The sequence below is a fragment of the Corynebacterium capitovis DSM 44611 genome (assembly GCF_030440535.1).
In the GTDB taxonomy this organism is placed as follows: domain Bacteria; phylum Actinomycetota; class Actinomycetes; order Mycobacteriales; family Mycobacteriaceae; genus Corynebacterium; species Corynebacterium capitovis.
On sequence record NZ_CP047117.1, the window covers coordinates 1946515 to 1970890 of the forward strand.

Below are 24376 nucleotides of genomic sequence, written 5' to 3' on the forward strand. Positions count from 1 at the left end.
CCCTCCATGATGACCGTGACCTCCACCGACGGCGAGGAACTAGCAGCCTTCACCCACGGCGATGCCGAAAAGACCCCGCTCGTGCTCCTGCACGGTTACCCAGATGATCACACCGTCTGGGAACGTGTTGTTCCGCTGCTGAGCGATGACTTCTACGTCGTTACGTACGATGCCCGAGGGGCAGGGGAGTCCGCCCACCCGGCATCGTTGAGTGCCTACAACCTAGAACAGCTCAGCGGAGACCTCCTCGCCGTCAGCGAGCAGGTTCTAGGAGGTCGCCCGTTTCACCTCGTCGGTCACGACTGGGGGTCCATTCAAAGCTGGGAATCCGCGACAGGCGCCCGCTTCGCGGGAAAGATCCTTTCCTTTACGACGATCTCTGGGCCAAGTCTGGATTCCGTTGCTAATGTCATTCGCAGGCGGATTTCACGGCCCCGGCAGCTGCTCAAGGTAGTCAAGCCCAATTGGTACGTCGGAGCTTTCCACATCCCGTTCCTGCCAGAGAAGTTCTGGGAATCCTACTCGGCCGAGAAGTGGCAACAGCGCGTGGCCAAGGAGGAGAGCGACCCGGATATTCCGATCAACCCGCGCGCGACTGACAACGGCGCCCACGGCATCAAGCTGTACCGGGCCAATTTTGTGCCACGCATTCTAAAGCCGCATCCGCGGAAGGCGATCTGCCCTGTCCAGGCGATTGCACCCGCCGGGGATTCCTTCGTCCACCCCGCGCTCGTTAAGGAAATGCGCCGGTGGGTGGATGACTTCACGCTGACACAGGTTCCGGGCGGTCACTGGGCCGCGTTGAGCCATCCCCGAGACCTCGCGGCGGCCATCTCCCGCTTTGCAACGGCGCACGGGGCTTAGTAGGAGCTTGACCCTCCCGCGCCGGAGAACCCGGAGCTGAACGAGGTGTTGGTTCCTCCAGAGCTGGCCGCCTGCGCCGCCTCCACGTTGGACGTGTGCCAGCTGTTCAGCACGACAAAGGGCACGACGTCGGGGTAGAAGTAGGTCGATTCGTACAGTGCCGGCCGTTGGAGTTTCGTCTCCTCCTTCACGTCGCTGAACTCGTGCTTCTTCACTGCGTCGAGGGTGATGCGGTAGTCAGCCAGCACGCGGACGAAATCGTCCATGAACGTCGGGCTTTCCGGGCTGCGGTCGAGCCGGTCAAGCCGCTCGCGCACCGACTCCAGTTCGCCCCGCAACGCGCTGTCCTTTACTGTCACGATCGCTTCTTGCACGTCGGCGCGGAGATCAGCGATTCCTGACCGGCGGGCAGCCGCGTCACCATTTTCCACGCCGAACAGTCGATTGACGTTGTCTTCCGCGGTGGAGGTGTGGCGGACAGTCGTGGCGGCGTCGGCAAGCAGGGCGTGGTTGTGCCACACCTCTTTGTCGTCGCTCATGTTGATCGACCCGATCCCGCTGGCACCAGAGACGGTCTCGTGGAGGCCGAGGAAGCGGTCGCGCACCTCGGCCCATTGCTTGCGTAACTCCGCGTCGGCGAAGGCGGACGTGAGGGAGTGGGCACGCACGTCGATCCCGTCTAGACGTCCCGCCAGCTCTGCGTATTCGCGCGTGACCAGCTCGTAGTCCTCGCGCGCCTGGGCGATTTCCCGCGCTCGCTTGTTCCGCCGGGCCACCAGCAGGCTGCCAGCCCCTGCAGCGACCGCGCCGGTCAAGCCCCCGGTACCCAGGATGCTGGCCGTGCGCTCACCCGTCGCGTTGTCGTAGTTATACTCCGCCAGCTCCTCGGGGTCGGTGGCCTTTCGCGCGGCGGCAAAGAGGGCCGCGGGGAGGTTGTTGTCGCGCATGCCGGGCTTCATGGCGTCGTTCACCTCTTCGAGACGCTCACCCTCCCTCAGGTGGATCTGGTCGGCGACGTCTTCACCCGCGAAGGCGAACACCTTGCGTTGATCGGTTCCTGCACCGAGGATCAACACGCCGTCGCTGAACTTGTCCTCTCCGATTTCCTCGGGCCGGTTGGCACGGAGGAACTCTTCCACAGAGTCGTTAACGTTGTCGCGCGTCGACCCCAGAACGAGGTAGTGGACGGTGCGGACCGTGTTTGGGACGGTGAGCCGGGTAGCGTCGGCAAGCACGCGCTGCTCCTCCTCGGAGGAAAGGACGTCGTTGGGGTCATCGAGTACAACGTTGGGCGCGGCTGTCGTGGCCACCGTGTAATCGGACTGAATGGGCGGGTCCTGGGAGAGGGCGACGGCGCCGCCCGCGCCAAGCGCTAGAAGGCCGGAGAGTGCTGCAACGGAAGCAATCTGAGCGAGTGAAGGCATAGCTCCACCGTAACGACTCCGGCAATGTTTCACGTGAAACACGGGTTTCCGCTGGTAGGTTGAGGGGGTCCCACCCACCCCTCACTACGGATCGTTCGGCACGTTCCTGCCGATGGAGGCTTTCATGGCAACAGTTACGTTTGATCATGCCACGCGCGTGTACCCCGGGTCGGATTCTCCGAGCGTCGACAAGCTCGACCTGCATATCGCGGACGGTGAGTTCCTCGTCCTCGTCGGGCCCTCCGGCTCGGGCAAGTCGACCGCCCTGCGGATGCTTGCCGGGCTGGAGGAGACGAACGAAGGTCGAATCCTGATCGGGGAGCGCGACGTCACGAACGCGGAGCCGAAGGAGCGCGACATCGCCATGGTGTTCCAGAACTACGCGCTCTACCCGCACATGTCCGTCCGCGAGAACATGGGCTTCGCGCTCAAGCTCGCCGGGATGAGCAAGACGGAGATCAACGAGAAGGTGGAGGAGGCCGCGCGCACCCTCGACCTCACCGAATACCTCGACCGGAAACCGAAGGCGCTCTCCGGCGGGCAGCGCCAGCGCGTCGCGATGGGCCGCGCGATCGTGCGCAACCCGCAGGTCTTCCTCATGGACGAGCCCTTGTCCAACCTCGATGCAAAGCTGCGCGTGCAGACGCGCACACAGATCGCCAGCCTGCAGCGCCGCATGGGCGTGACCACGCTCTACGTCACCCACGACCAAACGGAAGCGCTGACCATGGGCGACCGCATCGCGGTGCTCAACTTCGGCAAGCTCCAACAGGTGGGCACGCCCCGCGAGCTCTACGACACCCCCCGCAACGTCTTCGTCGCCGGATTCATTGGCTCACCCGCCATGAACATCGCCACTTTTACTATCGACGGCTCCACCGCCCGGCTCGGCACCGCCGCGATTCCGCTGTCGCCCGACCTAGTATCGCGCGCCGGCGGGAACGAAATCATTCTCGGTTTCCGGCCCGAGTCCCTCCGCATCGTCACCGGGGGTGCCGACCACTCGATCCCCGTCGAGGTCGAATTCGTGGAGGAGCTTGGTTCCGATTCCTACATCTACGGCCAGCTCGCCGGCGGGGGATGGGTCCCCGAGGGCGCCATAGACAACAGCACGGACAACAGCACCGACAACATTGTGGTCCGTACGCCCCCTCGCCCCAACGTCCAGCCCGGTGACATCATCGACGTGCAAATTGTCGACGGCGGGTTGCACGCGTTCTCGGCAAGGACGCGCGAGCGGCTCTAGATACCCACCACGAAAGCGCAAAGCGCCCCCGGCCACTTCTGACCGCGGGGCGCTTCTACCGTTCTCGACGTGGGTTGACTAGGCCGCGGGTGCGTCGTCAAGCTCCTTGCTCTTCTTGAGCTCGTGGCCCTCAATGGACCCGGCCGCGAATCGGTTGACCACGAGGGCGATTGCGCCGTCACCCGTCACGTTGGCGGCGGTGCCGAAGGAGTCGATGAGGATGTACGCCGCGATCATGAGGGAGATCATGGAGTCGTCGAAACCGAGGTTCGCCTGAAGCAGGCTGACCGCGGCCATGATCGCACCGCCGGGCACACCCGGGGCCGCGACCATCATGATGCCGAGCAGCAGGATGAAGCCCAGGATGTGACCCGCGCTGATGGGCAGGTCTGCCATGAAAACGACGGCCAAGGCGTAGAGCGTGATCTTCATCATCGAGCCGGACAGGTGGATCGTCGCGCAGAGGGGGACAACGAAGCCGGCTACGTTCTCATCGACGTCGTTCTTCAGCGTCGACTCGTAGGTCACCGGGATCGTGGCTGCGGAGGACGACGTGCCGAGCGCGGTGAAGTAGGCCGGGAGCATGTTCTTCAGGGCGACGAACGGGTTTCGGCCGGCAACGGCACCGGCGACGATGTACTGCAGGAGGACCAGCACCATCGTCATCACAACCGCGAGGATAAGAACGCGGCCGAACGCGGAGAGGGTAGAGCCGAGGTTGTCGTTCATCCCGAGGTTGAGGAAGGTGCCGAAGATGAAGATTGGCAGCAGCGGAATGACGAAGACCGTGACGGCCTTCATCACGACCTGTTCGAACTCCGAGAAGAAGTGGAACATCGTGTTCGACTTCACCGCGGTCATTCCCAAGCCGACCACGAAGGCGAGGAGGAGCCCCGCCATCACGGGGAAGGGCGCGGGCATCTCTACCTCGAAGTAAGCGCTGAGCCCACCCGCGTCGGGGTCATCGACGTTGGTGACCAAGGAGTGGCCCGCCAACAGGGTGGGGTAGACAACCGAGGCCAGCGCCCACGCAAGAGCACCGGACACGATGGTGGAGCCGTAGGCGATACCCGCCGTGACACCAAGCCACTTCCCGGCGCCGCGGCCCAACCCCGCGATGGCGGGGGTAATGAGGGCGAAGATGAGGACGGGGACGAAGAAGCCGAGGAAGTTGGAAAACAGCCCGTTGAACGTAACGAAGACACGAGCGAGCCACTCGGGGAAGAAAAAGCCGCACAGGATGCCGAGCACAATGGCTACGACAATCCGAAACAGCAGCGAAGAGAAGATTCGTGATGCCATGTGACGCCTTTCCGCTAGGGGTTACGGGGTACGGTCAAGGCGCACCGAACAGGGGCCTTTGCTGCATTATTGTCCCTGGCGGTCCGGCACCGGGAGCGAATGGGGCTGTGAATCGCGTGGTGTGGGGCGGTTCGCGGCTTGATCCGCGGCGGATAAGCTAGGTGCATGAGTGCAGCCAATCTCGCCGTCGGAATCCTTTTCGTTGTCTTCGCGCTCGTCGCGGTCATTCCGGGGCTCCTCGCCACCGCCGGGAAGCTGCCCGGTAACTCCTTCATCGGCCTGCGGGTGCCGGAAGTGAGGAAAGATAGGTCCACGTGGGACCAGGCGCACCGGGTGGCCGGCCCCTTATGGATCTTTGCGGGGGTCGCCCTCGGCTTCGCGTCCGCGTTCGCATTCATGGCTTCCGGAGCCCTGTGGATCATCCCGGTTGTCTTCACGGCCGCAGCCGTCGTCGCCCTCTCCGCCGCCGGGAACCTCGGGGCGCGCGCCGCAGCTCTTGTCGACGCTTCCTCCGCGGAGACCGCCACCGAGCCTTCCCCGGAACCCGCTTCCGAAGCACCGCAGGTCAACCTTGACGCGCTGCGCAAAGCTGCCGGGAAAGCGGACGATCGCAACTGATGTTTCACGTGAAACAGTGCAAAACGCTTGCGGGCCCCACCCGTGCCCGCTAAGGTATTCCTCGTGACTTCAGCAACTCTCACACTCGCTGAGAACCCCCAGTGGTGGTGGCGCGCGTAAACGGCGTGCCCCCACTGAAGAAAATTGGCCCGCCGGCTTGAACCGTCAAGCGCCGCGGGTCTTTTTGTTCCCCGTACCCTCGGTGCAGATACACACCCGAAGGACGTACGAATGAGGAACTTCACCCCGGTTGTCGAGCGCGTCGACGTGACATACCACGCCGACGCCTCCAGCCTCTTTGCCCACCTCGGTGGAACGGATGCTCCGGACTCCGTCCTCCTCGAATCCGCTGACATCACAACGAAGTCGGGGCTGCAGTCGGTCGCCGTCCTCTCGGCGTCACTGCGCGTGACCTGCAACGGGCCGCGGGTCACCGTAGAACCACTCACCCCCTCCGGGGAGGTCGCCGCCGAGAGGTTGGGGGAGCAGCTCTCCGCGTGCGCGGCGGGGGAGAACACCTACGAGTTCCCCGCTCCGCCGGCGGACGCCGACGAGTGGGAGAGGCTGACCGCCGTCTCTAGCGTCGCCGCGCTTCGCGCGTTGACCACCGACGCCGGGTACCACGAGGGGGATTTCCCCTTCCTCGCCGGCGGCATAGCCTTCGACTACCTCTCCACCTTCGAGCAGCTCCCTGAGGTAAGCGAGTCCGCCAACGGATACCCCGACTACCAATTCGTCCTGGCAGAGCGTCTCCTGCGCGTGGACCACCAAACCCGCACGGCCTACCTCACGGGCATCGCGTTGGACGGCACCACCCCTGACCTCTCCGCCCTGGCCGAGCAGATCAACGACGCCGAGCCGGTTCGCGCCGAGGCCGTTGCCCGCACCATCCCCGTGACAGTAACCGCGAGTGTGACGGATGAGGGGTTCCGCGATGACGTCGAGAAGCTCAAAGCCAACATCTACAACGGTGACATCTACCAGGTCGTGCCCGCGCGGACGTTCACCGCCGACTGCCGGGATGCCTTCGCCGCCTACCAGAGCCTCCGCGACACCAACCCCTCGCCGTACATGTTTTACCTGCGGGGTCTAAGCCGGACTGGTGAGCAGTACGAGCTGTTCGGTGCCTCGCCCGAATCAAACCTGAAGTTCAACGCGGAGACTCGCGAGGTGCAGCTGTACCCCATCGCCGGAACGCGCCCCCGCGGACTGCGGCCGGACGGGTCGATCGACCACGAGCTCGACACGCGCATGGAACTGCAGCTGCGCACCGACACCAAAGAGGTCGCCGAGCACACCATGCTTGTCGACCTCGCCCGTAATGACCTCGCGCGCGTCGCCGCCCCCGGTACGCGGCGCGTGGCGGAACTCCTCCAGGTCGACCGCTATTCGCGGGTCATGCACCTCGTTTCCCGGGTCACGGGCACGCTCGCCGAGGACCTCGACGCCCTGGACGCGTACCGGGCGTGCATGAACATGGGCACTCTGACCGGGGCGCCGAAACTGCGGGCCACCGAGCTGATCCGCCAGCTCGAGGGTGTTCGGCGCGGCTCCTACGGGGGCGCGGTCGGGTACCTCACCGGTACCGGGGACATGGACACCTGCATTGTCATCCGCTCGGCGTACGTCGCCAACGGCGTCGCGGCGGTCCAGGCGGGTGCCGGCGTCGTGCGGGACTCCAACCCACAGGCCGAGGCCGACGAGACGTTGCACAAGGCCTACGCCGTTCTCAACGCCATCGCGCTGAGCGAGGGCGCCACGCTGGAGGTAGTCAAGTGAGCGGGATCGTTCTCCTCGATAACCAGGATTCTTTCGTCTACAACCTCGTCGACGCTCTGCGCGCCTACGACACCACGGTCTACCGCAACACCGTACCGGCCGATCTCGTCCTGTCCAGCAGCCCTGACCTCATCGTTCTCTCGCCGGGCCCGGGGTACCCGGCGGGCGCGGGTTGCATGATGGAAGTGATCCGCGCGTGCCAGGGCCGCATCCCCATCCTCGGCATCTGCCTCGGCTACCAGGCCCTCGTGGAACATTTCGGCGGCCGCGTGCAACCGTGCGGGCCGGTACATGGGGCGTCGATAAGCATGGTGCTTTCCGACGTCGGCCTGGCAAGCCCCCTCTTTTCCGGCCTGAGCGTCGACGACGTGCCGGGCCACCCCGGCCGCCTCGTGCCCGTGGCGCGCTACCACTCGCTAGGCGCCGTCGATCTGCCCGCGCAGCTCACGGCCTTGGCGCGTACCGAAACCGACCTCGGGGACGTGGTAATGGCCGCGCAGTCTGCTGACGGGATGTCCATCGGGCTGCAATTTCACCCCGAATCCATCCTCACGCCGGGCGGGCCCCTCATTCTCGAGCGGTGCGTCGAACTCTTAGTACAGAAAGGTAGGCAGTAAATGGCCAGCGAGAAGTCGCTTGAAATCCTGCGCCGGTTCTTGGACAACCCCGCGCCCTCCCTCGACGAGGCCGTTGAGGCGTTTACCCCGTTGACGGTGGGGGATTACGACGACGTGCACATCTCAGCGTTGCTCGCCACCGTGAGGACGCGCGGTGAGACGTTTGCAGACATCGCGGGTGCGGCCCAGGCTTTCCTGCGCGCCGGACGGCCGTTCCCCGTGACGGGCGAGGGGATCATGGATTCCGCCGGCACCGGCGGCGACGGGGCGAACACGATCAACATTTCCACCGCGGCATCCCTCACCGCCGCCTCGGCTGGGGTGAAGTTGATCAAATGCGGGAACCGCTCCGTCTCCTCCAAGTCCGGTTCCGCGGACGTCTTGGAGGCGCTGAATATCCCACTGGGCCTCGACCCAGACCGCGCAGTGCGGCAGTTCGAGAGCTCGAACTTCACCTTCCTCTTCGCTCCGGCGTACAATCCAGCTATCGCCCACGTACAACCCGTGCGCAAGGCACTCGGCGTTCCGACGATCTTCAACACGCTGGGTCCATTGTTGAGCCCAGGACGACCGGAATACCAAATCATGGGTATTGCTAATCCTGGGTACGGCCACATAATCGCGGAGACGATGAGTGAGCTGGGGCGGAGTCGAGCTTTAGTCGTACACGGTGCTGGCACAGACGAGGTCGCTGTCCATGGCGAAACCCAGGTCTGGGAGCTCACCCGCGACGGAGAAATCTTGAACTACACCATCACACCGGAATCGTTGGGTCTACCCACGTATGCCTTGGACGAGCTGCGCGGGGGTGACGGAGTGGAGAATGCGCGGTTGATGCGGGCCACCTTCGCAGGGGAGGGCCCCGCCGCCCACCGTGACGCCGTCGCTGCGAACGCCGGCGCGATGTTCTACCTCCGCGGAATGAACGACTCGCTGCGCGAGGGGGTCGAACGCGCTCGGCAGGTACTTAACGACGGCACCGTTCACGAGTGGCTCCGCCGGCACGAGGAGGCCGATTACAGTGACTAAATTACCGACGATATTGGAGGGAATTGTACAGTCTCGATTTAGTCACCTTGACGAAATTCGGCGCCGCATCGCACACGTCGACCCCGCCCGGCTCGAGCCGTCCACGCGCTCCCTCTACGACAACCTTGCGCGGCCCGGTACGCAATACATCATGGAGTGCAAGTCCTCCTCGCCCTCGCTGGGGTTGATCCGGAGCGACTACAACCCGGGGGAGATCGCGCGCGTTTACTCGCGCTACGCCGCCGGCATCTCCGTCCTCTGCGAGCCCGAGCGCTTCGGCGGCGATTACGACCACTTGGCCACCGTGGCGGCATCCACGCACCTGCCGGTCCTTTGCAAAGACTTCATCGTCGACGAGGTGCAGATCCACGCGGCACGGTACTTCGGCGCGGACGCGGTCCTCCTGATGTTGAGTGTGCTCGACGACCCCACCTACGCCCGGCTCTCAGCAGAAGCGGAGCGGTTGGGCATGGACGTCCTCACGGAGGTGATCGACGAGGTGGAAGCCCGGCGTGCCACGAAACTCGGGGTGCGAATCTTCGGCGTGAATCACCGCAATCTCCACGACCTCAGCATCGACCTCGAGCGCTCCCGTCGTCTCGCACCGCTGGCCCCGAGCGGGGCAGTGGTCGTTGCCGAATCCGGGATCCGCGACGTGGAAACCACGCGCCGGTTAGGGGGTCATTCGGACGGGTTCCTCGTTGGCTCCCAGCTCAGCGGAGAGCCCGATGTCGACGCTGCTGCCCGCGCGCTCGTTTATGGGACCAACAAAGTGTGCGGGTTGACTTCCTGGTCGGCGGCGCAGGCGGCGCGCGCCGCCGGGGCGTTGTACGGGGGGCTGATCTTCGAAGGTGCGTCGCCCCGTAATGTTTCACGTGAAACAGCCCTAGAAATCATGCGTCGGGAACCGAGTCTGAAGTACGTCGCCGTATCCCGGGCGACCGAAGGCTGGGCCGACGTCGCACTGCCGGGTATGCACGCCGTCCAAATCCACGCGCCCTACCAAGGCAGCCTTGAGGCGGAGCGCGACCTCGTGGCGCGCGTTCGAAACGAAGTTGGGGCGGAGATCGAGGTCTGGCGCGCGGTGTCCATGACGGACCCGGTGGGTGTCGACGTGGCGGTGGATGTGGCGGAGGACGTCGACAAGCTTGTGCTCGACGCGGGTTCCGGCGGCACGGGCGAGACCTTCGACTGGGCGCAGGTTCCTAACCAGGTGAAAGCGCGGGCTCTGCTCGCCGGGGGCATAGGCCCGGAAAACATCCACCAGGCTCTCGCCGTGGGCTGCGCCGGCGTAGATGTGAACTCCGGCGTGGAATATCCTGCGGGAGCGGGGGTCTGGGCTGGCCGGAAAGATGCGGCCGCCCTGTGCGATGTGTTTCAGACAATACGGAATTTCCACTACTAGAAGGGCGATGAGATGACAGACCACCACGGGGGCACGCTGTTGCCCGCCTATTACGGCGACTTTGGCGGGCAGTATGTGCCGGAGTCACTGCTGCCGGCGCTCGACGAGCTCGAGAGGGCGTTCGTCGAGGCGTGGGAGGACGCGGTGTTCATGGCGGAGTATCGCGCGTTGCTGCGCGACTACCTCGGCCGGCCGACCCCGCTGACCGAGTGCCGCAACCTTCCGCTGGGGGAGAGCCCCGCGCGGATTTTCCTCAAGCGCGAAGACCTCGTCCACGGTGGCGCTCACAAGACCAACCAGGTCATCGGCCAGGCCCTGCTGGCCAAGAAGATGGGCAAGACGCGCATCATCGCCGAGACGGGCGCCGGGCAGCACGGAACGGCGACGGCACTTGCCTGCGCACTGCTTGACCTCGACTGCGTCATCTACATGGGCGTCGAGGACATGGCCCGCCAAGAACCCAACGTCTACCGCATGAGGCTCATGGGTGCGGAGGTCGTGGGCGTTGACTCCGGGTCCGGCACGCTGAAAGACGCCGTGAACGAGGCGTTGCGGGACTGGACCGCCACGTTCCACGAATCGCACTATCTGCTGGGCACCGCTGCCGGACCGCACCCCTTCCCGCGAATCGTCAAGGAGTTCCACCGCGTCATCTCACAGGAGGCCCGGGCCCAGATGCTTGAAAGGACGGGCTCGCTTCCGAACGAAGTCGTCGCCTGCGTCGGTGGCGGCTCCAACGCCATTGGGATGTTTGCCGAGTTCATTGACGACGAGGGCGTCGCGCTCATCGGCGCCGAGCCGGGAGGGGAGGGTTTCGGCCACGGCAAGCACGGCGCCGCCATCGCCGCCGGCACCATCGGAATCCTCCACGGCACGAAGTCCTACCTCATGCGCGACGACGATGGACAGGTAGAGGAGTCTTACTCCATCTCCGCCGGGCTCGACTACCCAGCCGTCGGACCCGAACACGCCCACCTCGCCGCAACCGGACGCGCCCGCTACGTCCCCGTGAGCGACAAAGACGCAATCGCAGCCTTCCAGCTGCTCTCCAAATACGAGGGCATCATCCCGGCGCTGGAGTCCTCCCACGCGATGGCCTACGCACTCAAGCGGGCCAGCGAAGCCACCGAACCGCTGAACATCCTGGTCTCCCTCTCCGGGCGCGGGGACAAGGACGTCGCCCACGTCCGCGCCACCATCGAGCAACACCCGGACTGGGCAATCGAGCGGACGCACGAAAGGGAAAACTGACATGAGCCGCTATGACACCCTCTTTGACAACCTCGCCGCGAAGAACGAGGGGGCGTTCGTTCCTTTCATCATGCTGGGAGACCCCTCCCCCGAGGACACCCTGGAAATCGTTCAAGCCATTGTCGACGCAGGCGCGGACGCGCTCGAGCTCGGCGTTCCCTTTTCCGACCCAGTTGCCGACGGGCCGACCATCCAGAAGGCCCACACTCGCGCCCTAGACGGCGGGGCGAACGTCGATAAGTCTTTGGCTCAAGTGCGCGTGATCCGCGAGGCGTACCCCGACCTGCCGATCGGGATGCTCATCTACGCAAACGTGGCCTACGTGCGTGGCGTAGAGAATTTTTACCGCGACCTGCACGAGGCCGGGGCTGACAGCGTGTTACTTCCCGACGTCCCCGTGCGCGAGGGCGCGCCCTTTTCCGACGCCGCCCGCGCAAACGGAATCGACCCGATCTACATCGCACCCGCCAAAGCCTCCGCCGAGACCCTCAAAGGAGTAGCCGCCGCCTCGCAGGGCTACATCTACGCCATCTCGCGCGACGGGGTGACGGGAACCGAGCGCGAATCCTCCGTGGAGGGTTTGCGCGACGTGGTCCAGAACATCCAGCGTTTCGGAGGAGCGCCGGTGCTCCTCGGCTTCGGCATTTCCGAGCCTTCCCACGTGCGCGCCGCGATCGCGGCGGGGGCCGCGGGGGCAATCACGGGTTCGGCCATTACCAAGATTATCGACGGCTTCGTCACCGGCTCGCATCCGCAGCCGGGTAAAATCAGCGATATGGCCGGGCTGAGGGACGCTTTGGGCTCCTACGTCGCCACGATGAAGCAGGCTACCATCAGAGCATGACCTGTTCACGACGCCTCTTCCTGCTTGGTACCGCGACAACCTTCGCGGGCGCTTTCCTCGCCGCGTGCGGCACGGAGCCGACCGCGGAGGTGGCCAAAACACAAGTCCCCGTGGGAAGCTCGGTGATCCTCGACGACTTCATCATCGCCCAGCCCACCGAGGGGCAGTACGTGGCGTACTCGTCGACATGCCCTCACGAGTTCCGCAAGATCACCCAAGTCCAAGACGACAAGGTGCGCTGCACCGCCCACGGTTCGACGTTCAACGTCGCAGACGGCTCGGTTGTCTCTGGCCCCGCCGTGCGCGGCCTGCGGCAGGTCCAGCTGGCCGAGAGCGGGGACCGCGTTCAGGCGAGCGATCCGGACGCCTAGGTCTGGCTGGCGCGCTCCGTACACTGAGTGCATGCCAGCCTTCCTCAAAGACCCCCTTATCCAGGGCATCATCGCAGCGGTCATCCTCGCGCTGCTTGTACCCGCCCAGGGCGCTTTCGCCGACGCCCTCGGCTGGGCAACGAAGATCGGGATCGCCCTCCTCTTTTTCCTCTACGGTGCGCGCCTGTCGACGCGCGAGGCACTGCGGGGGTTAACACACTGGCGCCTGCACCTCACCATCTTGGCGATCACTTTCGTGGTATACCCCCTGATCGGCCTCGCGCTGCGCCCCACCACGGTCTTCCTCTCGGGCTCGCTGTACCAAGGCCTCCTTTATGCCATGCTGGTGCCCTCGACAGTGCAGTCCTCTGTGGCGCTGACCGGTATTGCGCGGGGGAACATCCCTGGGGCTGTCGTTGCGGCGAGTGTGTCCAGCCTCGTCGGGGTCCTCGCTACCCCGCTGCTAGTCATGATGCTCATGGGCGGGGGAGGGGGCGTCCACATCGGCGGCGGGGTCTTCGCCAGTATCGGCCTGCAGCTCCTCCTACCTTTCGTGCTGGGCCAGCTGGCGCACAACTTCCTTCCCGGGGCCGCTCGCGTTGCGGCGGCTAAGGCGACGAAAGTGGTGGACCGCGGGTCGATCTGGCTGGTGGTCTACAGCGCCTTCTCGCAGGGCGTGGTGGCCGGGGTTTTCTCACAGGTGGCACCGTGGGAGATCGCGGCCGTCATCGGGATCTCCTGCGCGCTCGTGACCGGGATGCTTGCCCTCACCGAGCGCACCGCACGGGCGCTGGGCTTCACACGCGAGGACACCGTCGCTATCCAGATGTGCGGCACGCAGAAGTCCCTGGCGGCGGGTCTGCCGATGGCCTCGGTGATCTTCGGCGGGGAAGCGTTAGGTATCCTCATCGTCCCGCTCATGGTGTACCACCTCACGCAGCTGATTCTGTGCTCCTCTCTGGCGGCTCGGTACGCACGCGTGGGCGGCTAGACTGAAAGCACTGAGCCCCACAAAAGGAGATGTTTCACGTGAAACACTACGTTCGTCTGCACTACGTCGCGCCCGACCTCGGCGGTGAGCTCCTCAACGTGGCGGAGCTGCACGAGCTGTCCGACACCGAGTGCACCATGATCCGCATGATCGAGCTTGACCCTCACGAGGCCATCACAGGCGCGTGGGCCGACGGCAAACTGGTAGGGCAGGCCAACGAGCCGTCGACAGTCGTGCCCCACCCCGACACCTACCGCGAATTTGAAGGGATTACGGCAGACCCAATGTCAGAGGACGAGTTCCTCGCGCTGTGGGCGGAAGCCCGCGCGAAATTCCCGGAACTCTAGAGAACTAGGTTGACAAGCGCCATGTAGAGCGCAGTCCCGCCGACGATCGACAGCACAGTGGACCGTCGCCACGCATGGAGCGCGAGAGTGGCCAGCGCACACATGAGCGCGACCGGCACGCCCCCGGTCGTTCCCGACGCGCCGGCGACCACGTAGACCACCAACACAACCATGACCCCAACCGGCATGGCCGCGCCTAGGAACTCGATGAGCGGGCTACCCTTGAGCAGCCTTAAGAAGGAAAACGGCAGAGCCCGCAGCAAGAGAGTGACCGCACCAACTGGCAGAAGCACAGCCAACACCGCCCCCAGACCCACTCCCGCGGGCAGACCCATCTACTTCGCCCTCCACGTCAGCTTCTTGTCCAGCCCAGGGTTCCAGAACCGAGCCAGCAGGACGAGGAAGAACAGCGGTAGCGACACCAGTAGCATCTGGTCCGGTGCCACGACGGCCGCAGCCACCGCGATCGCCCCCGCGATGAGAACCGCGGAGTAGTCACGCGATGATCTGAAGGTCTCGTAGGCCAAAACGACGAACAGGGCCGTCAAGGCAAAATCCATTCCCTGAATACTGGGCGGGATGATCTGCCCCGCCAGCGCCCCTAGGATGCCCGAGAGTACCCACACCGCCTGGCACAGGACCTGGATGCTCAGCACGCGCGCGCCCGAATCCGGCCGAACCGCCGAGGCGATGGCGTAGGACTCATCCGTCAGCGCGTAGGTCGAGTAAGCCCTGCCCACCTGCGAGCGGATGAGGTGGCGGGGGAAGGTCAACCCGTACACCAGATGCCGAAAGTTGACCATGAACCCCGTCAATGCGGACGCGACCGGGCCGACCCCCGCCGTCACCATCTCCACGGCCAGAAACTCGCTCGAACCCGCATAAATGAGCACCGAAAAGATGGGTGCCCACCACCAGGCGAAACCCGCGTGCGTGACCACCAGGCCGAAGGCGATGCCGAGCGGCACGAGACCAAGCCCGACCAGCCACGTGTCCGCCAGCCCCCGGCGAACCTCGCGCCACGCGCCGGGGGCCACTAGTTGTCCCCTATGTCAGCGGGGAATGTCGAGAAGAGTGGCAAGGGCATCGCTTGCCGACGCATGACGTCCCCCCACAAATCCACCCCGCCTGGGGCAATCACATCGGAGGGCAGCGCGGGAGCGACAAACCAGTCTCCGCGCTCGATCTCATCGTCGAGCTGGCCCGGGGCCCACTGGGCGTAGCCGGCGAAGAACCGGAGGGCGTCGATAAGATCGGCTACCTCCGAGGGCTCGACGCGCAGGTCGATATGGGCCAGGCGGTTGGCCAGGCGGGAGAGCTGCGGGTGGTCCTCGATGGCCACGCCGTTTTTGGTCACGCCCACGGCAACCGCCGACTGCGGGGCGAGCGGGCCGCCACTGTAGAGCGCTTGCGGCTTGGCCACTAGGTCCACCCACTCGGGCAGGATGTTGTGCACCGCCGTCTCGGTGCGGCGGTTGAGGATCACGCCCAGCGTGCCACCCGCCCCGTTTTCCAGGATGAGCACCACACTGCGCATAAACTCCGGCGACTCCATGCCTGGCGCGGCGACGAGTATGGACCCGGCCTCGGGATCCGCGCGCTCCATCGCGTTGAATAACCGATCCGCGTAGAAATACTCAGGCATGTTGTTCCTCCCACCACTTCTTTAACTCCGCGACGGCCTCATCGTGGTCGAGCTCCCCGCGCTGCAACCGCAGCTCCTTCATGTAGCTCCACGCTCGCCCCACCTCGGGGCCGGGGGAGAGGCCGAGGATGTGCATGATCTCGTTTCCGTCGAGGTCGGGGCGGATGCGCGCGAGGTCCTCCTTCGCCTCGAGCTCCGCGATGCGCTCCTCGAGGTGGTCGCACGCTCGGCGCAGGCGCTGCGCCTTCTTTGCGTTGCGGGTCGTGCAATCCGCCCGGACGAGTTTGTTCAAGCGGGGGAGGAGGTCGCCGGCGTCCGTGACATAGCGACGCACCGCCGAATCAGTCCACTGTCCCTCGCCGAACCCGTGGAAGCGCATGTGCAGGTAGACAAGCTGGCCGACATCCTCCGTCACGTGCTTCGGGTACTTCAGGGCGCGCATCCGCTTGCGCGTCATCTTCGCGCCCACCACCTCGTGCTGGTGGAAGCTCACCCCGCCACCGGGTTTGAGGGCCCTGGTCGCCGGCTTGCCGACATCGTGCAGCAACGCCGCCCAGCGCAACTTCAAGTCCGGCCCCTCGTCTTCCAGCTCGGTGGCCTGGCGAAGCACCGTCAGCGAGTGGCGGTAGACGTCTTTGTGCTGCATGTGCTCATCCCGCTCCAGCTGCAGGGCGGGCACCTCAGGCAGCACAACGTCCGCCAACCCAGTGGAAACCAGCAGGTCGATTCCCTCCCACGGCTGCGCACCGAGCATCAACTTGTCCAGTTCCGCCTGGACGCGCTCCACGGTGATGCGCCCGATCTCCGGGGCCATGTCCATCATCGCGGTACGCACCCTGTCGGCCACGCTGAATCCCAGCTGGGAAACAAAACGCGCGGCGCGAAGCATGCGCAGCGGGTCGTCGCGGAAGGACACTTCCGGTGCCTGCGGCGTGTCCAGGCGGCGGTGCAGAACGTCGTCTAAACCGCCGACGGGGTCGTGAAACCGGGACGTGAGCTTGGCGTCGACAAGCGAAAGCTCAATGGCCATCGCGTTGCACGCGAAGTCGCGCCGCACGAGGTCGCCTTCGAGCGTGTCGCCAAAAGTGATCTCGGGGTTGCGCGTCACGCCGTCATAAAGATCAGAGCGGAACGTGGTGATTTCCACCTGCTGGCCGTGCTTGACCGCGGAGACAGTGCCGAACTCAAGACCCGTGTCCCACGTCTTCTCGCCCCACTCGCGCAGGATTTCCTGGATGACCCCGGGGCGCGCTGACGTGGTGAAGTCGAGGTCGTGGCCCAGCCTGCCGAGCATCGCATCACGCACCGGCCCTCCTACCAGGTACAATGCTTCACCGCGCGCGGCAAACAGCGCGACGAGGGGCTCGAGCAGGGGCGACAGCTTCTCGACGGCGCCCTGCGCCCTGACCATCAGCGCCTCGCGCGCATGCGGGTCGGCGGGGTCGGGCAAAGCAAACTTCGTATCCGGAAACGTCACCTCGTACACGATACCTGCCCGCGCTTCTGCTCTTTCCGCTGTTGCCGATGTGAACATGCGCTCTTGCTCTTGCTGGGAGAGCGATGCGCTGGTGTTGTTCTCTGGGTGCGGGGTGAAAGTAGAGCAACACGCGAAAACCGGGTCGAAACACGCTCAAAAACACACGTCGCTCTACTTTGCACACCCAGGCGTGGGGTGAAAGTAGAGCAACACGCGAAAACCGGGTCGAAACACGCTCAAAAACGCACGTCGCTCTACTTTGCACACCCAGGCGACCCACGCACGCGAAAAAGCGCGTCCTAGGACTCAAAACCGCGGGTCGCACATTGGCCCTGGGACTACGGGGCAGATACGATGAGCCGGATGACTGACAACACTCCGCCCAGCTCGGGCGAGCCTGCGGGATCGCAGGCGGAGGGCCCCCGGCGGCGAAACCGGCGCCGGCGCGGGTCTCGGCCCGCGGGCACTCCTGCTCAAGAGCAGGGCGCGTCGGGTGGCAGGGAGAAGAAGGACGCAGGCGAGCCCCCGCAGGGGAAGAAGCAAAACCAGCAGGGCACGAACCGGCGAAGGAACCGAGGCAAGGGCAAATCCGGCCAGGGGAAACCCAAACAGAACAGCCAAAACAATCAGCCGAAGCAGCAAAACCGCAAGTCGCGCGGGCGCGGCGCCCAGGCGCGGACGAATCGGCCCGCTGCTCGGCACGCTCGGTACGCGGACCACGGTATCGAGACGCGGGATGAGACCTCGGCGGGCGGGCTTGTCGTGTCCGGGATGGCGGAGGCGGTGGGCAAGGACGGTTCGGTCGACTTGTCAAAAATCTACGTCGCCCTCATCGGCCGCCTCGATCGCCGCGGGCGGTTGCTGTGGTCCATGCCGAAGGGCCACGTTGAGCCAGGTGAGAAAGAATGGGCGACCGCCGAGCGCGAGGTGTGGGAAGAAACCGGGATAACCGGGGAGGCGTTTTTCACCCTCGGGGTCATTGACTACTGGTTTGTGTCCGAGGGGGTGCGGATACACAAGACCGTGCACCATAACCTGCTGCGCTACGTCGACGGGGTGCTCAACGACGAGGACCCCGAAGTCACCGAGGTCGCCTGGGTGCCGATGAGCGAACTGATCGAGCACCTGGCCTACGCGGACGAGCGGAAGCTGGCGCGCATCGCCTTCGACGAGATGCCCGACCTGGCCAGAAAGGAAGCCGCAGCTGGAAGGGCAACCCCCCGATGAGGGGCCGGATTCTCGCCGCGCTGGCGGCTTTTTCTGTCTGTGTCGGCCCCTCGGCGCCGGTCGGCGCAGCGCTCGCGGTGCCGATGAGCCCGGATAACCCCGCCGTCTCGGGGCTCTGGGTCAACCCCGCCATCCGGCCGGGGGAGGGGGAGCAGGCGACAGTCGAGCTGGTCAGTGCGCCCCATTCACTCAGCGCACACGACCCCATCACCCTCACCGTCCGGGTGGCCAACAAGTCCCAGGACACGCTGAGTGGGCTGACGGTCACGCCCCGGTTGGGCCCCGCGACGGGATCGGTCGCAGATCAGCGCACGGCGACGGTAGCGGACGTGGACCAGTATCAAGTGGCGGGCAGGACTCGTGACGTCGATAAGCAATTGGCCCCGGGGGAATCGACCGAGCTGACCTTCACGGTGCTTGAGAGCGAGCTGCCGCTGGCTGGGATCACGACGTACCCGCTGCTCATCGCGCTGCAGCGCGACGGGGTGGTGCTTGACACGGAGCGATTCCACCTCGCCGTCAGAGGAACCACACGTGACGCGAACGTGCCCGGGCTTAGCGCGTTGTACCCGGTGTCCGCGCCGATCGACATCGTGCCCGGCGAGACGGGGGAGGCTCCAGACGACGCGCCCCTAGTCCTTGGCAGCGAGACGCTCGCCGACGAGCTCGCGCCGGGCGGCAGGCTCGACCAGCTTGTCGACGTCTACGCGCAGTACACCTCCGACCCCGGTGTGGCGGAGGCGACCTGCATGAGCATTGACCCCGCGCTCGTCGACACCGCGGAGCGGATGAGCCACGGGTACACCGTGTCCAGCACCCGGCCGGATGTCGTGGAAGAGCCGAAGCGACTACGGGACAGCTGGGGGTCCGCCAACAACGAGGAAACCGGGGAGGCGGGCCGGGGGGCGAGCGACGCCGCCAGCTGGCTGGAGAAAGTGCGCCAGGCCGCGGGCACCGGGTGCGTGGTGGCCCTACCGTGGGCGAACGCGGACCTCAACGCCGTGGCCCGCACCGGCGACGTGTGGCTCATGCGCGAAGCCATCGAGCGCGGCCCGTTCACGCTGCAGGAGATCCTCGGTACCGCGGGAGTAAGCAACACCGTCGTGCCTGCGGCGGGATACGTCGACCAGGGGGTTGGGGCGGCGCTGGGGTGGGCCGACCACACTCGCTCGATGGTGGGGAGTGCGGGCATGCAGGCGGCGTGGGAGGAGACCCTAAGCGGTACGGCCCAGGGTACGAGCGGGCGAGTCGAAGACGAGCAAACCACGACCTTGGAGCGAAGCGACCTGCCCGGGGTGGGAACCCTGCTCGCCCCGCCACCAAACCAGACGGTTCGCGTCCTCGTGGCCAGTGACACCGCACCGCACAGCGCCGCTGCGGACAGTGCCTCAGACCGGTTTTCGTGGATCGCCCCGGGCGTCATGGCCGTCGAGTACGACGCAGCGCTGTCCACGGTGCTCGCGTCGGCGGGCCCGGTCCCAGAAACGACGGGGTACTCCCGCGTGAACCTGCGGTCGAACCTGACCCAAGACTCCGCGCTGGCGCGCGCAATCAACGCCGGCACCGCAGTGCGCTTGGCGGCGCAGTCCTCGTGGAGGTTCGGGGACACGGCCGCCACCCCGGTACTGATCAACCCGCCGGCAACCTGGGACGCGACGGCCGCAGACACCATCATGGCGGCGGTACGCGAGCTGCTCGGCGGCGGGGGGGCAACGCCTTTAACTCTCGACGCGTACGCCTCCGCCCCGGCCGCCGACACCGTCTCGGTGGCCACGTCGACGGGCAGCCCCTCCGAAGACCCGGCCGTCTACTCCGACGCCGAGGTCCTCGCCGCGGGCCAGCAGTCCCGCTACACAAACGACCTATCCGCCCTTCTGGTGCCCGACCCCTCCATTGCCCTCTCGCGCTACGGGTTCACCCTACCTCTGCGCCGGGATTTGCTTATCGCTTTAGGCGTCCACGGACGGCGCAGCCTGGGCGAGTACAGCGCGGCGCAGGACGCGACGAGCCGACGCCTCGCGGGGAGCCGGGACACGCTCAACGAACTCGGCGCCTCCGTCGCGCTGATTCCCCCGGGCAACGTATACACCCGCACGTCACCCTCCTCGCCCTTGCTCATCGTTGCGGAAAACGGGCTTCCCCTACCCGTCGACACCACGATTCTCTACCGTGGGCCTGGCAACGCGCGTCTCAACGTGCCCGGTTCTCTGCGCATTCCCGCTCACGGCTCCGTCACCGTTCAGATGACCGCGGACCTGCCCGACGAGCAGAACACCGATCTGCAGTTGTTCCTCGCATCGCCTCAGGGGCAACCCATCTCCCAACCTGTCCACATTTCGGTGCGGACGTCGGGCATCGCGCTCCAGGGGTGGGTAATTGTCGCGTCGGCAGGTGTCGTGCTTGCGCTGCTGATCCTCTTCCGGGTGGGCAAGCGGCGCCGCACGCGGGGACCGACCAAGCCCGTCGCACGAGCAGACATCCCCGCCCAACGTCCATCGCCTCAAAGGAGACAGACCCCATCGTGACTCAGCCCGAATCCAGCCAGCGTGCTACGGGACTGCGACGACGCATCGTCACGCCCGCCCCGCCGGCGCCGGTGCCCACGCTGCGGGAAAAGGAGAGCGAGGCCGACGGCACCGGCCACCCCGACCGTTCAGCGCTGACCACCAGCCCCTCCGGGGAAAGCCTCGCGCCCGACGCGCCTTCAGAGGCGCAGGCGCAGACGAACAGCGACGTTGTCCGATCCACCGGGTCCATGGCCATTGCCACCCTCATCTCCCGCATCACCGGGTTTATCCGCACCGTGCTCATCGGCGCGGCCTTGGGTGGGCCGGTTGCCTCCGCGTTCAACACGGCGAACACCCTGCCCAACCTGATCACGGAAATAGTGCTGGGGTCGGTGCTCACCGCGCTCGTCGTGCCGGTGCTCGTCCGCGCCGAAAAGGAGGACCCCGACCGCGGCGCGACGTTCATCCGTCGGCTCTTCACCCTCACGCTGACGTTGATGACGGTGGTCACGCTCGCCGCGGTCGCCGCGGCACCCTTGCTCACGAGGCTCATGCTTGACGAGGACGGACGCGTCAACATCGCCCAGTCCACCTCGTTCGCGTTTCTCCTTCTCCCGCAGATCTTCTTCTACGGGATGTTTTCCCTGTTCATGGCCGTGCTGAACACGAAGGAACACTTCCGCCCCGGGGCGTGGGCGCCGGTGGCCAACAACGTCGTCTCCATCGCCGTGCTCCTGCTGTACATGGTCGCGCCGGGTCAGCTGGCACCGGCCGAGAAGACGTCGTTAAGCGATCCGCATGTGCTCATCCTTGGGTTGGGCACAACGCTTGGCGTGGTTGTGCAGTGCCTAATTATGCTTCCTGCACTGCGCAAACTGGGCATCGATCTGCGGCCGCTGTGGGGCCTGGATGACAGATTGAAGGCGTTCGGTGGGATGGCGCTGGCGATCATCGCCTACGTGGCCGTGAGCCAACTCGGCTACATCGCGACGACCCGGATCGCCTCGCACGCGGATAGCTCCGCGCCCTTCATCTACCAGCAACATTGGATGCTGTTGCAGGTTCCCTACGGCGTGATCGGTGTGACACTGCTGACGGCGATCATGCCCCGCCTCTCGCGCGACGCTGCGGACGGGGATGACCAGGCCGTGGTTCGCGACCTCGAGCTCGGTACGAAACTGACCTTTATCGCGCTGATCCCGCTGATCATCTTCATGACGGCTTTCGGCCCCGACATCGGGCACGCCCTGTTCGCCTACGGCAACTTCGACCCGCACCACGCGCGCACCCTGGGCTTGACCGTGAGCTTTTCCGCGTTCACGCTAATTCCTTACGCGCTGGTCATGCTCCACCTGCGTGTGTTTTATGCCCGGGAGGAGGCCTGGACGCCGACCTTCATCATCGCCGGCATCACCGCCACCAAGATCGTGTTGAGCTACCTCGCACCAGCCGTGGCGGGCTCCCCCGAATCCGTTGTTGTGCTCCTTGGCGCCGCCAACGGGTTCGGGTTCATCGCCGGTGCGATCATCGGGGCGTTCCTGCTGCGACGCAAGCTGGGCACCCTCCGCGCCGGGTCGGTGCTGCGCACGAGCCTGTGGGCCGCGGGGGCATCCCTGGCTGGCGTGGCCGTCACCTTCGCGTTGCGGTTTGTCGCGCATTCCGTTTTGCACGACCCCGCCCGCGCTTTCGGCCGCCTCATCGGGCTGCCGTCCTCCGGGTTCCTCCTCGAGGTGGCCGTGCTCGGCGTGGTGTTCCTCATTGTGACGGGTCTGGTGTTGTCGCGCTCCCGCCTGCCGGAGGTGCAAAACGTCGGCCGCGCCCTCTCGCGCATCCCGGGCATGGGCCGGTTCATCCGCCCCGACGACGGCAAAGCGGTGGAGGTCGGGGAGATCGACCCGCGCGACATGTCCACCCAGTTCCTCGCGGCCGATACCTTCAACGCCTCGCCCGTGCCCCCGCCGCTGTCCGCCGGCGTGGTGCGTGGCCCGCGTTTGGTGCCCGGCGCGAGCGTTTCCGACGGCCGCTTCCGTCTCATCCGGGACCACGGTGCAACTACCGGTGCGCGCTTTTGGCAGGCCCGCGAGGTGTCGACGGGGCGGATGGTCGCCCTCACGTTCGTCGACACCTCCGGCGTGGCCCCACTTGCGCCCGCCACCCCGCGGGAAGCGGCCATCAACGCCGCCGGCGTTGCCCGTCGGACGCGCAAGCTGGCGGCGCTGAATCTGCCCTCAGTGGCCGACAACATCCGGGTGCTGTCCTACCGCACCGGGGTGCTGGTCGTGGCTGATTGGATCCCCGGTGCCACGTTGAAAAACGTCGCCGAGGCGGGCCACACTCTGCACGCGGAGGCCGTCGCCAATTCTCTAGCACCGCTGGCCAGCGGGATCGGGGCTGCACACGAGGCCGGGGTGCCGTTCGGCCTCGATAACCGCAACCGCCTGCGCGTGTCCACCGACGGCGTCGTCCGCCTTGCTTTCCCCGCCATTCTTCCCGACTCCTCCGGAGAGGAAGACGCTCGCGCCCTCGCTTCCGCGCTCACGCTCCTGACCACCGACGTCAGTTCGCGTGTCCTCGAGGGGGTCACCGCCGAGACGCGTTCGCTTGCCGACGCCCCCACCACCGCCCCGGATGACTTCCGCTCCATCGCGGCCACCCTCGAGCGCCTGAGCCAGGGGGAGGCCGCCCAGGAGCGCCGCGACCTGAGCGACGCCGTCGAGGCCGGCCGGCGTTCCCCGGAGCCCGACCCGGAGGCCCTGCGCGGCGGGTTCGGGCGCCGCGCGTACCACCCCGCGGCCTTCTTTACCATCATCGCGGCAGCCGTCGCCGCCGTTGTCGCTATCGCCGCGCTGACCGTCTATATCTTCAGCGTGCTGGGTGGCCCAGAGACGTACTCGCCGGTTGCACCGGGCACTGCTCGCGAAACGGCCTCCTCCGCGGCCGCTGAGCGGGGCCGCGCTGTGATGATCCGCCCTGTGCAGGTGTCCGCTTACGGCGCGCTTAACGAGCCCGGAGTAGAAGCAGCAGCAGACGGGGATACCGCCACCACCTGGGGTGCGGGTGCCGGGGCGGGGTTGGTCCTTCGAGCCGGCGGGGAGTTCGAGACCGAGCAGGTCAACATCGCCTCGGACACGGAGGGCGCGAGCGTCACGCTGTACGGGATCACGGGTGCGGACGGGGACGACGAGCTCGCAGGCGCGACCGAGCTGGGCTCCGGGGTGCTTAGCACCGGCACCACCTCCGTGAGTTCCGCCTCAGCGGCGCAGGTCAGGGGAGTGATGATTCTCTTCGCGGACGCGGCCAACGTCGCTGAGGTTGACGTGATCGGCCGCACCGCTCCCTAGTGTCCCTAGCGCGCTGTCACTAAAGTGTGCGCGGTTTAGCTGTCCCCGCGGCGCCGCGCACGGCAGACTCGGAAGGTGGAATCGGGGACAC

At 66.0% G+C, this 24376-nt stretch carries 21 protein-coding genes; 15 read left to right on the forward strand and 6 right to left on the reverse strand.

The features are described 5' to 3' along the window. The first annotated feature begins 6 nt into the window (after positions 1–6). Positions 7–864, forward strand: coding sequence for an alpha/beta fold hydrolase (locus CAPI_RS09445; RefSeq protein WP_018017190.1), 858 nt, complete (start codon positions 7–9; stop codon positions 862–864). Here CAPI_RS09445 and CAPI_RS09450 read toward each other — a convergent pair. After that, positions 861–2288 carry a DUF5129 domain-containing protein gene (locus CAPI_RS09450; protein ID WP_018017191.1) on the reverse strand — a complete coding sequence of 476 codons (1428 nt, stop codon included), beginning with the start codon at positions 2286–2288 and terminating at the stop codon, positions 861–863. The two genes, CAPI_RS09445 and CAPI_RS09450, sit on opposite strands and share 4 nt — an antisense overlap. A 124-nt stretch (positions 2289–2412) precedes the next feature. On the opposite strand from CAPI_RS09450, the gene CAPI_RS09455 reads away from it, so the two are divergent. After that, positions 2413–3534, forward strand: a complete 1122-nt coding sequence (locus CAPI_RS09455) for an ABC transporter ATP-binding protein (RefSeq protein ID WP_018017192.1) — start codon at positions 2413–2415, stop codon at positions 3532–3534. Positions 3535–3612: 78 nt separating this feature from the next. On the opposite strand, the gene CAPI_RS09460 is transcribed toward CAPI_RS09455, so the two are convergent. Then, the gene (locus tag CAPI_RS09460) at positions 3613–4836 is read right to left on the reverse strand and encodes a dicarboxylate/amino acid:cation symporter (RefSeq protein ID WP_018017193.1); all 1224 of its coding nucleotides are present in this window, start codon (positions 4834–4836) and stop codon (positions 3613–3615) included. A 165-nt stretch (positions 4837–5001) separates the two neighbouring features. On the opposite strand from CAPI_RS09460, the gene CAPI_RS09465 reads away from it, so the two are divergent. The 10 genes from CAPI_RS09465 to CAPI_RS09510 all read left to right on the forward strand — a co-directional run bounded on the left by CAPI_RS09465 (position 5002) and on the right by CAPI_RS09510 (position 14088). After that, entirely contained in the window at positions 5002–5454 is a 453-nt protein-coding gene (locus CAPI_RS09465) for an SdpI family protein (protein ID WP_018017194.1), read from the forward strand. Between the two features lie 231 nt (positions 5455–5685). Beyond that, a complete protein-coding gene (locus CAPI_RS09470; protein ID WP_018017195.1) occupies positions 5686–7233 on the forward strand; it encodes an anthranilate synthase component 1 in 1548 nt (515 codons plus the stop codon). After that, positions 7230–7850, forward strand: coding sequence for a glutamine amidotransferase-related protein (locus CAPI_RS09475; protein WP_018017196.1), 621 nt, complete (start codon positions 7230–7232; stop codon positions 7848–7850). The genes CAPI_RS09470 and CAPI_RS09475 overlap by 4 nt, the downstream gene beginning before the upstream one ends. Continuing rightward, positions 7851–8879 carry an anthranilate phosphoribosyltransferase gene (trpD, locus tag CAPI_RS09480; RefSeq protein ID WP_018017197.1) on the forward strand — a complete coding sequence of 343 codons (1029 nt, stop codon included), beginning with the start codon at positions 7851–7853 and terminating at the stop codon, positions 8877–8879. Continuing rightward, positions 8866–10284 carry a bifunctional indole-3-glycerol-phosphate synthase TrpC/phosphoribosylanthranilate isomerase TrpF gene (gene trpCF / locus CAPI_RS09485; RefSeq protein WP_026157075.1) on the forward strand — a complete coding sequence of 473 codons (1419 nt, stop codon included), beginning with the start codon at positions 8866–8868 and terminating at the stop codon, positions 10282–10284. The genes trpD and trpCF overlap by 14 nt, the downstream gene beginning before the upstream one ends. Positions 10285–10296: 12 nt before the next feature. Further along, the gene (gene trpB / locus CAPI_RS09490; protein ID WP_018017199.1) at positions 10297–11535 is read left to right on the forward strand and encodes a tryptophan synthase subunit beta; all 1239 of its coding nucleotides are present in this window, start codon (positions 10297–10299) and stop codon (positions 11533–11535) included. A gap of 1 nt (position 11536) precedes the next feature. Next, positions 11537–12379, forward strand: a complete 843-nt coding sequence (gene trpA, locus CAPI_RS09495) for a tryptophan synthase subunit alpha (RefSeq protein WP_018017200.1) — start codon at positions 11537–11539, stop codon at positions 12377–12379. Next, a complete protein-coding gene (locus CAPI_RS09500; RefSeq protein WP_018017201.1) occupies positions 12376–12750 on the forward strand; it encodes a Rieske (2Fe-2S) protein in 375 nt (124 codons plus the stop codon). Before trpA ends, CAPI_RS09500 begins: the two co-directional genes overlap by 4 nt. 31 nt (positions 12751–12781) lie before the next feature. Next, a complete protein-coding gene (locus CAPI_RS09505) occupies positions 12782–13741 on the forward strand; it encodes a bile acid:sodium symporter family protein (protein WP_018017202.1) in 960 nt (319 codons plus the stop codon). A gap of 29 nt (positions 13742–13770) precedes the next feature. Continuing rightward, positions 13771–14088 carry a hypothetical protein gene (locus tag CAPI_RS09510; protein ID WP_018017203.1) on the forward strand — a complete coding sequence of 106 codons (318 nt, stop codon included), beginning with the start codon at positions 13771–13773 and terminating at the stop codon, positions 14086–14088. On the opposite strand, the gene CAPI_RS09515 is transcribed toward CAPI_RS09510, so the two are convergent. The 4 genes from CAPI_RS09515 to CAPI_RS09530 are packed head-to-tail and all read right to left on the reverse strand — an operon-like array spanning position 14085 to position 17144. Further along, complete coding sequence (locus CAPI_RS09515; RefSeq protein ID WP_018017204.1) at positions 14085–14423, reverse strand: AzlD domain-containing protein; 339 nt, start codon at positions 14421–14423, stop codon at positions 14085–14087. The two genes, CAPI_RS09510 and CAPI_RS09515, sit on opposite strands and share 4 nt — an antisense overlap. Then, positions 14424–15125 carry an AzlC family ABC transporter permease gene (locus CAPI_RS09520; protein ID WP_018017205.1) on the reverse strand — a complete coding sequence of 234 codons (702 nt, stop codon included), beginning with the start codon at positions 15123–15125 and terminating at the stop codon, positions 14424–14426. It abuts the gene before it with no gap. Further along, positions 15125–15733, reverse strand: a complete 609-nt coding sequence (locus CAPI_RS09525) for a YqgE/AlgH family protein (protein ID WP_018017206.1) — start codon at positions 15731–15733, stop codon at positions 15125–15127. Before CAPI_RS09525 ends, CAPI_RS09520 begins: the two co-directional genes overlap by 1 nt. Next, a complete protein-coding gene (locus CAPI_RS09530) occupies positions 15726–17144 on the reverse strand; it encodes a CCA tRNA nucleotidyltransferase (protein ID WP_040356704.1) in 1419 nt (472 codons plus the stop codon). The genes CAPI_RS09525 and CAPI_RS09530 overlap by 8 nt, the downstream gene beginning before the upstream one ends. Positions 17145–17573: 429 nt before the next feature. Here CAPI_RS09530 and CAPI_RS09535 point away from each other — a divergent pair, with 429 nt between their 5' ends. Genes CAPI_RS09535 through murJ form a run of 3 tightly spaced genes read left to right on the forward strand, consistent with a single transcriptional unit; the run spans position 17574 to position 24285 of the window. Next, on the forward strand, positions 17574–18437 hold the full coding sequence (locus tag CAPI_RS09535; RefSeq protein WP_018017208.1) for an NUDIX hydrolase: 864 nt from the start codon (positions 17574–17576) through the stop codon (positions 18435–18437). Continuing rightward, positions 18434–20962 (forward strand): hypothetical protein, encoded by a 2529-nt coding sequence (locus CAPI_RS09540; RefSeq protein WP_018017209.1) that lies wholly within the window; start codon positions 18434–18436, stop codon positions 20960–20962. Before CAPI_RS09535 ends, CAPI_RS09540 begins: the two co-directional genes overlap by 4 nt. After that, a complete protein-coding gene (gene murJ, locus CAPI_RS09545) occupies positions 20959–24285 on the forward strand; it encodes a murein biosynthesis integral membrane protein MurJ (RefSeq protein WP_018017210.1) in 3327 nt (1108 codons plus the stop codon). Before CAPI_RS09540 ends, murJ begins: the two co-directional genes overlap by 4 nt. Positions 24286–24376 lie beyond the last annotated feature (91 nt).